This window comes from Helicobacter pylori (genome assembly GCF_002832345.1).
Taxonomy (GTDB): Bacteria; Campylobacterota; Campylobacteria; order Campylobacterales; family Helicobacteraceae; genus Helicobacter; species Helicobacter pylori_CP.
In genome coordinates this window covers 43,945-51,851 of record NZ_PHLZ01000010.1, presented here as the reverse complement: position 1 = coordinate 51,851, position 7,907 = coordinate 43,945, and the positions used below count along the sequence as shown (strand labels likewise).

General features: G+C 38.2%; 9 protein-coding genes. 3 read left to right on the top strand and 6 right to left on the bottom strand.

All coding sequences use genetic code 11. The annotated features are described in order from the left end of the window. Positions 1–123: 123 nt before the first annotated feature. From CXY28_RS04235 to CXY28_RS08755, 4 genes are all read right to left on the bottom strand, one after another. Positions 124–1,299 carry a molybdopterin molybdotransferase MoeA gene (locus CXY28_RS04235; RefSeq protein WP_100979579.1) on the bottom strand — a complete coding sequence of 392 codons (1,176 nt, stop codon included), beginning with the start codon at positions 1,297–1,299 and terminating at the stop codon, positions 124–126. Between the two features lie 10 nt (positions 1,300–1,309). Further along, a complete protein-coding gene (fliR, locus tag CXY28_RS04230; protein ID WP_000883720.1) occupies positions 1,310–2,077 on the bottom strand; it encodes a flagellar biosynthetic protein FliR in 768 nt (255 codons plus the stop codon). Further along, positions 2,071–2,799, bottom strand: coding sequence for an EI24 domain-containing protein (locus CXY28_RS04225; RefSeq protein ID WP_100979578.1), 729 nt, complete (start codon positions 2,797–2,799; stop codon positions 2,071–2,073). The genes fliR and CXY28_RS04225 overlap by 7 nt, the downstream gene beginning before the upstream one ends. 105 nt (positions 2,800–2,904) lie before the next feature. Further along, positions 2,905–3,123, bottom strand: coding sequence for a hypothetical protein (locus tag CXY28_RS08755; protein ID WP_100977339.1), 219 nt, complete (start codon positions 3,121–3,123; stop codon positions 2,905–2,907). 147 nt (positions 3,124–3,270) lie between these two features. Here CXY28_RS08755 and cbf2 point away from each other — a divergent pair, with 147 nt between their 5' ends. Genes cbf2 through efp form a run of 3 tightly spaced genes read left to right on the top strand, consistent with a single transcriptional unit; the run spans position 3,271 to position 5,696 of the window. After that, positions 3,271–4,170 (top strand): peptidylprolyl isomerase CBF2, encoded by a 900-nt coding sequence (gene cbf2 / locus CXY28_RS04215; RefSeq protein WP_100979577.1) that lies wholly within the window; start codon positions 3,271–3,273, stop codon positions 4,168–4,170. A gap of 17 nt (positions 4,171–4,187) precedes the next feature. Beyond that, complete coding sequence (locus CXY28_RS04210) at positions 4,188–5,111, top strand: class II fructose-bisphosphate aldolase (RefSeq protein WP_001962579.1); 924 nt, start codon at positions 4,188–4,190, stop codon at positions 5,109–5,111. Positions 5,112–5,132: 21 nt separating this feature from the next. Beyond that, a complete protein-coding gene (gene efp, locus CXY28_RS04205; RefSeq protein ID WP_000974265.1) occupies positions 5,133–5,696 on the top strand; it encodes an elongation factor P in 564 nt (187 codons plus the stop codon). 543 nt (positions 5,697–6,239) lie between these two features. Here efp and pseI read toward each other — a convergent pair. Both pseI and CXY28_RS04195 read right to left on the bottom strand, forming a co-directional pair. Then, positions 6,240–7,262: a pseudaminic acid synthase gene (pseI, locus tag CXY28_RS04200; protein WP_050825658.1), complete on the bottom strand. Its 1,023-nt coding sequence runs from the start codon at positions 7,260–7,262 to the stop codon at positions 6,240–6,242. 3 nt (positions 7,263–7,265) lie between these two features. Then, positions 7,266–7,907, bottom strand: a complete 642-nt coding sequence (locus CXY28_RS04195; protein ID WP_100979576.1) for an ABC transporter ATP-binding protein — start codon at positions 7,905–7,907, stop codon at positions 7,266–7,268.

Here is a 7,907-nt window from a genome sequence, read left to right as displayed (position 1 = left end):
AGGGAATGCGTTGGAGCTCAAACTCTGTAAAATCCCTACTATAGGGACACAGAGTGAGAACCAAACTCTCCCTACGGGCAACATCAGCCTAGGAAGCCCAATCGTCTTTAGCGGTTGGGCACTTCACTTTTCAAACCTTAAAATTTCAATTTCGCCCTGAACCAATCCCACTTCCTCATCAATTAAAGCGATAGAATCCACTCGCGCAAGGGCTTGGATCGCTCCTGATTCATAGCGGTTGTTGTTGTAAGGAATGAATTGGTGGTTTGAATAGTTGCCTAAAATTAAATGCGCGCGTTCGCCTTTAAGCTTTAAGGGGGCATTGATTTGAGCCTTAAAGGGTTTTAATTTAAAATCTTTATTTAAAGATAAGCGCTCCAATAAGGGTAGAATCAAAACCCGTAAAACGACTAAGCAACTTAAAGGATTGCCCGGTAAGCCTATAATAATACTTTGATTGAGTTGGGCTAAAGTTACCGGTTTTCCCGGTTTGAGATTGACTTTTTCATAATAAAAAAGGGCGTTTCTTTCTTTCAAGGCGTCTTTAAAAAAGTCTTTATCCCCTACGCTCACCCCTGCGCTTGAAAGGATGACATCATAGTCTTGCAATTCAAGTATTTTAAGCTGTAAATCTTTATCGTCTTTTAAAACCCCTAGAAAATGCGTGTTGTAGTTTTTAAGCATGTTGAAAATACCCACTGAATTCACATCATAAACTTGGCATTCTAGGGCGTTTTGCCCTAAAGGCACTAATTCATCGCCGCTGCTAAAGAGAGCGATTTTTAATTTTCTAAACGCTTTGATTTCTTTGAACCCTTGAGAGGCAATGAGCGCGATATGCCCGTAATTCAAACGGGTATTTTTAGGGACTAACACGCTGTTTAAAGAAGCGTTTTCGCCCTTTTGACGGATATTGGCGTTTATTTTAAAATCTTTGGGAGCTAGAGCGGAATTTTCATGGCTTTCTAGCATGCATTCTATAGGGACAATCGTTTCTATTCCCTTTGGCACCATCGCTCCAGTCATGATTTTAACGCATTCATTTTCTCTAACTTCCAAAGCGCTCACATCATCTCCGGCAAAAATGTGTTGGATGACTTGAGTTTTTTGGCCTAAATCTTGCATTTTAAACCCGTAGCCGTCCATAGCGCTTTGATTGAATTTAGGCAAAGCGTGAATGCAAACAATATCCTCTGCTAGAATACGCCCTATGCTTTCAAACAAAGAGACAACCTCTATTTCTAAGGGTTTTAGGGGAATGCTGGAATGGATTTTTAGAGCTTCTTTAAAACTAATCATTATTAATCCTTTAAAAGATTTTGCTAATGGCACTAAAGGCTAGGCTGATTTCTTCTTTAAAACGCCCCATGATAGCCGAAGCGATTAAAATAATGCCCACAAACCCGATCGCAATTTTAACCGGAAACCCGATAGCGAGCAGGTTGAACTGAGGGTGGGTTTTCATGATCATGCCAAAAATAATATCGCTCAATAACACCAAGCATAAAATAGGGAACGCCATAGAAAACCCTATGACAAACAAATGTGAAAAGGCTTTGACAATGTTTTTAGCCAACGCTGGCTCAAAGACAAATTGCCCTAAAGGGACGGCTTTTAAGCTGTGATCCACAAACAAAATGATTTGATGGTGGAACGATAAATCCAATAAAATTAAAATCGCTAACAACAAAAGGGCTTGCCCCACAATGGGTTTTTGCGATCCTGAAATAGGATCATACGCGCTCGCCATCGTAAGCCCCATAGAAAAGCTGATGCTATCGGTTGCAAACACTAAGCTTGCAAAGACGATTTGTAAAAAAACAGACGCGCACACCCCTAAAAACAATTCGCACAAGCAAGCAATAATAAAACCCTCTGGCGTGTAAGCGGCGTTTGAAAACTCTAAAGTGGGGTAAAAAATCGCACTCACATACAAGCTCAAAGCCCCACGCACCGACAAAGGCACTAAATGGTTTTCAAAAAAAGGGAAAAAAGACAGCACGCCACTAACCCTTAAAAACAACAAGAAAAAATCCCTAACATGGGGGGTGCTAAGCTCTTGAATAAAATCTAGCATTCTTTCTCTTTAAAGATAAAAAAGTAGTGCGCTAGCATGAGAGTTTGCAATAAGGTGGCAAAAAAATTAAAAAAAGGGATTAAGGAAAAAAGATAGCAAAAAAATGAGAAACGATAATGCTTCAATCGGTGCTGTTTGAGTAAATTTTGATAGCTTTGATAATTAAAAATCATGCTGGCTATATCCAAACTCATGGTGTTTTTGAAAAAAAGAAAATGCGCGATTATAGAAAAAAAGACCCCAAAGACCCCTATAAAGGGAATGAAATAAAGGGGCGTTAAAACCGCTAAGAATAAAAGCATAAAAGCGAGCGCTTTTAAAAAATATTTAATAGAAAAAAGAATAGAGCCAAATTCTTCTAAAACAACATGAGAATAATATTTTTGGTGCAAATAAGAGACCACTAAAGGGGTGTAAAAAATAGACGCAAAAATATTGATGACTAAACTCAAAAGAATCACGATCCAAAAAATAAGAAAATACACTAACGCTTTAAAAACCCAAACAAACACACCAGAAAAAAAGCCTTGAGAATGAGAGTAATCGCTTAAAGATTGCGGTAATAAAGTTTGGCAATAACCCACAATATTTTCGCCATTGTAGTAAAAAACAGCTCCAAAAAACGCCAAACTCAAAAGGATAGGGCCAAGATTGATTAAAAGCATTCTAACGCTTAAAAAATCATTAAAGCTTTTTTTAAGGATAGATAAAGACAAAACCATAATTTGAAATCCTTCTCACTTTGTTGGGGTAATTTAAGCGCAAAGTCCCTTAATCTTATATAGTAAGCTTATCAATATGAGATTGACTAAAGGTATAGAAATTACTTAATATGGAATAACATGTAATGCTAAAAAACCAAATATATAAAATAATAACCCTGGTAACCAAGGAAAGAGAATACATACAACAATAATTACGAATACTATATTCATAATTGCATCGAGAATTTTTGAATCCTTTTTAACATTCTTTTCCTTTCCAAAAAGAATAAAACTAACACCAAAAAAGATAATCAATATTATTACAACATCTGAGGCGAACACTTTTACCCGCTTTGAATGGAATGAATAACTTTAAGCATTTCTTACCCCTCAATGTGAGTTTTCTATAATCATGATAGCTGATTTTGTTTTAAATTTGCTATAATGTAAATTTAATGATGAAAATTAGTTTAGAGTGGAGAACACACAATGAAAAAAAATATCTTAAATTTAGCGTTAGTGGGTGCGTTGAGCATGTCGTTTTTGGTGGCTAAGCCGGCTCATAACGCGAATAACGCTGCACATAACACGAAAAAAACGACTGATTCTTCAGCAGGCGTGTTAGCGACAGTGGATGGCAAGCCTATCACCAAAAGCGATTTTGACATGATTAAGCAACGAAATCCTAATTTTGATTTTGACAAGCTTAAAGAGAAAGAAAAAGAAGCCTTGATTGATCAAGCTATTCGCACCGCGCTTGTAGAAAATGAAGCTAAAACCGAGAAATTGGACAGCACTCCAGAATTTAAAGCGATGATGGAAGCGGTTAAAAAACAGGCTTTAGTGGAATTTTGGGCTAAAAAACAGGCTGAAGAAGTGAAAAAAATCCAAATCCCAGAAAAAGAAATGCAGGATTTTTACAACGCTAATAAAGATCAGCTTTTTGTCAAGCAAGAAGCCCATGCTAGGCATATTTTAGTGAAAACCGAAGATGAGGCTAAACGGATTATTTCTGAGATTGACAAACAGCCAAAGGCTAAAAAAGAAGCCAAATTCATTGAGTTAGCCAATCGGGATACGATTGATCCTAATAGTAAGAACGCGCAAAATGGCGGTGATTTGGGGAAATTCCAAAAGAACCAAATGGCTCCGGATTTTTCTAAAGCCGCTTTCGCTTTAACTCCTGGGGATTACACTAAAACCCCTGTTAAAACAGAGTTTGGTTATCATATTATCTATTTGATTTCTAAAGATAGCCCTGTAACTTATACTTATGAACAGGCTAAACCTACCATTAAGGGGATGTTACAAGAAAAGCTTTTCCAAGAACGTATGAATCAACGCATTGAGGAACTAAGAAAGCACGCTAAAATTGTTATCAACAAGTAATGGATGAGGTGTTATTTATGTTAGTTAAAGGCAATGAAATCTTATTGAAAGCCCATAAAGAAGGTTATGGGGTAGGGGCGTTTAATTTCGTGAATTTTGAAATGCTAAACGCTATTTTTGAAGCAGGAAATGAGGAAAATTCCCCGCTTTTCATTCAAGCGAGTGAAGGAGCGATCAAATACATGGGGATTGATATAGCGGTGGGCATGGTGAAAATCATGTGCGAACGCTACCCCCACATTCCTGTAGCCTTACATTTAGATCATGGCACGACTTTTGAAAGCTGTGAAAAAGCCGTGAAAGCGGGTTTCACTTCTGTGATGATTGATGCCTCTCATCATGCTTTTGAAGAAAATTTGGAATTGACTTCTAAAGTGGTCAAAATGGCGCATAACGCTGGAGTGAGCGTGGAAGCGGAGTTGGGGCGTTTAATGGGGATTGAAGACAATATTTCAGTAGATGAAAAGGATGCGGTGTTAGTGAATCCTAAAGAAGCGGAGCAGTTTGTCAAAGAATCTCAAGTGGATTACTTAGCCCCAGCCATTGGAACAAGCCATGGAGCGTTTAAGTTTAAGGGCGAGCCAAAATTGGATTTTGAACGCTTGCAAGAAGTCAAAAGACTCACTAATATCCCTTTAGTTTTGCATGGAGCGAGTGCGATACCAGATGATGTGAGGAAATCTTATTTGGACGCTGGAGGCGATTTGAAAGGCTCTAAGGGCGTGCCTTTTGAATTTTTACAAGAATCCATTAAGGGAGGGATCAATAAAGTCAATACCGACACGGATTTAAGGATCGCTTTCATCGCAGAAGTGCGCAAGGTGGCCAATGAAGATAAGAGCCAATTTGATTTGAGGAAGTTTTTTTCTCCGGCCCAATTAGCGCTTAAAAATGTGGTCAAAGAGCGCATGAAACTTTTGGGTAGTGCTAATAAAATTTAATCAACAAGGAAAGAGTGTAACATGGCAATTGGGATGAGCGAGCTCAAAAAGGGCTTGAAAATTGAATTGGGCGGTGTGCCTTATAGGATCGTAGAATACCAGCATGTCAAGCCCGGCAAGGGTGCGGCTTTTGTGCGCGCGAAAATCAAGTCGTTTTTAGATGGTAAGGTGATTGAGAAGACTTTCCATGCGGGGGATAAGTGCGAAGAGCCTAATCTGGTTGAAAAAACGATGCAATACCTTTATCATGATGGCGATACATACCAATTCATGGACATAGAGAGCTATGAGCAAATCGCTTTGAACGACTCTCAAGTGGGTGAGGCTTCTAAATGGATGCTAGACGGCATGCAAGTGCAGGTTTTATTGCATAATGACAAGGCGATTTCAGTGGATGTGCCGCAAGTTGTGGCTCTAAAGATTGTAGAAACAGCCCCTAATTTTAAGGGCGATACTTCAAGTGCGAGCAAAAAACCAGCGACTTTAGAAACCGGTGCAGTCGTGCAAGTGCCTTTCCATGTTTTAGAAGGTGAGATCATTAAAGTCAATACGGAAACAGAAGAGTATCTTGAAAAGGTGAAATGAGGCTATCTTTTTATTGAGTTAGCGTTTTTAGACACAGCTTTTTTATCATAAGGGGTGTTTCAGCCCCTTTTTGGGCTTTGTTTAATGAGCTTTATTTAGAGCGTGTGTGGAATCTGTGATTAAAAATTATTTAGAATTTCTTTTCTCTGTTCTCGTTTGGAATTGATTATTATAAAATTATAAAAAATGTTTTAGTATTTTTTACAATCTAAAAAGAGATTGATTTAACCAAGCAAATAATCTCTTAAAAAGCTGTCTTTGGGGGTTATGGAATTTGATTGGGGGTTATGGGGTATTAAGCGCAAAATATTTCCCTAAAAAATGGGATTTATTATAAGGTTTAAAACGATAACAACAAAGTAATCTTGTTTTTATTAAAAAATTGAAGTTAATTGGAATTTAAATAAGGCTCTAGTTGCAATATGTGATGAGAGTGATGCCCCCTATCCCCTTAAGAGTTTATAAAATAAAGAAAATGAGTCTAAAATCAAATCTAAAACCATAAAACAAAATTAAAAACCCCATTTTTTAATCAAAACAAACCTACAATGGGCGTTCTATATCATCAGCGTTTAAAGGGGTGTTGGCTTTTAAAAATTTTGATGCCTTTTGTCCTAAAATTTCTTTATAGAATTTAGGGTGTAAGCCAAGGTTGGGGCGTAAGGCTTTGATATTATCGCTAGTCAATGCTTCGCCTTTTTGAATATCCTTAATGACAAATAAAGAGCGTGCAAAAAATCTTCGCTTTTCTAAAGTCTTTGGATTGATTCTTGGCTCTTTTTCGCCCAAGGCTAAAACGCTTTGCTTGATGGCTTCAACCATGCTTTTAAATTCGTTAAAATCCATGCTAAAAGCGCTGTCTGGGGTTTGTAAGGATTTGTTTAAAATGAAATGCTTTTCTATCATGCTCGCTCCTAAAGTGGTGGCTAAAATGGGGCAAAGAGAGCCAATCGTGTGATCGCTCAAGCCAAATTTAACGCCAAAGGTTTCGCCTAATTTAACCATGCTCAATAAGTTAGCGTCTTCTATTTTACTGGGATAAGCACTCACGCATTTTAAAAGGGTGATGTCAAAATTACCCACTCCTTTGCACAACGAGATAGCGTCTTGCAATTCAGTGCTTGTAGCGATACCGCTAGAAAGGATAATGGGCTTTTGTGTGCGAGCGGCCTTTTCAATCAAGTCTAAATCAACGATTTCAAAACTAGCGATTTTATACATGGGGCAATTCAGGCTCTCTAAAAGCTCTAAAGCTTGTGAGCTAAAAGGCGAGCTAAAAATGCCTAAATCAAGTTTTCTAGCCAACTCAAACAATTCCGCATGCCACTCTAGGGGGGTAGAAGCCTTTTGATACAATTCATACAGATTTTCTTTATCCCATAAAGTGCCTTGAATGATGAAAGGATCTTCTTTAGAATCTAAAGTCATGCAGCTTGGCGTGTAGGTTTGGAGCTTGACAAAATCCGCGCCGCTTTCCTTAATGGCATGAAGGCTTTCTTTGGCTAGGTTTAAATCTTGGTTATGATTAGCGCTCAATTCAGCGATAATTTTAGGGCGTTGTAACATTTCTTATTTTTCCTTAATCAAAACTTCTTTTTCTAAGCGATAGACTTGAGAGCAAGTGAAAGCCAAATGCTCATCATGCGTGGCTAAAACTAACGCCCCCTCTTCTTCTGTAATATAATTTTGCAGCATGCTGATGACTTGATTAGCGCTAATGGTGTCTAAATTCCCGGTGGGTTCATCAGCGATAATGATTTTAGGCTTTTTAGAAAGCACTCTGGCGATGCTTAAGCGTTGTTGCTGGCCACCGCTCAATTCACCCACGCCTTGTTTTAGGGTGTGGGCTATGCCTAATTGTTCTAAAAGGGAATGATTTATTTCTTGCTTGGCTAGGATGGAAGCGACTTGCAAGTTTTCTAAAGCGCTAAAACCCTTAAAAAGGTAATGCGATTGAAAAACGATGCCCACTTTTAAGCGCCGTAATTCCAAAAGCTTTTTGGAATTTAAGGCATAAATATCTTGGTGTTCTAACAAACTAATCGTCCCACTATCCGGTTTTAGCATGGCGGCTAAATGGCTTAGAAGCGTGCTTTTACCGCTCCCGCTCACGCCTAAAATCGCTAGGCTTTCTTTGGGCTTGATGTGCAAATTCACGCCATTATAAAGAGGCTTTTCAAAAGCATGAGAAATATTAACGGCTTTAATCAT

Excerpts from the sequence above, each read along its gene's own strand:
- CXY28_RS04235 (WP_100979579.1), bottom strand. The coding sequence starts at position 1,299 with ATGATTAGTTTTAAAGAAGCTCTAAAAATCCATTCCAGCATTCCCCTA.
- fliR (WP_000883720.1), bottom strand. The coding sequence starts at position 2,077 with ATGCTAGATTTTATTCAAGAGCTTAGCACCCCCCATGTTAGGGATTTT.
- CXY28_RS04225 (WP_100979578.1), bottom strand. The coding sequence starts at position 2,799 with ATGGTTTTGTCTTTATCTATCCTTAAAAAAAGCTTTAATGATTTTTTA.
- cbf2 (WP_100979577.1), top strand. The coding sequence starts at position 3,271 with ATGAAAAAAAATATCTTAAATTTAGCGTTAGTGGGTGCGTTGAGCATG.
- CXY28_RS04210 (WP_001962579.1), top strand. The coding sequence starts at position 4,188 with ATGTTAGTTAAAGGCAATGAAATCTTATTGAAAGCCCATAAAGAAGGT.
- efp (WP_000974265.1), top strand. The coding sequence starts at position 5,133 with ATGGCAATTGGGATGAGCGAGCTCAAAAAGGGCTTGAAAATTGAATTG.
- pseI (WP_050825658.1), bottom strand. The coding sequence starts at position 7,262 with ATGTTACAACGCCCTAAAATTATCGCTGAATTGAGCGCTAATCATAAC.
- CXY28_RS04195 (WP_100979576.1), bottom strand. The coding sequence starts at position 7,907 with ATGATTAAAGCCGTTAATATTTCTCATGCTTTTGAAAAGCCTCTTTAT.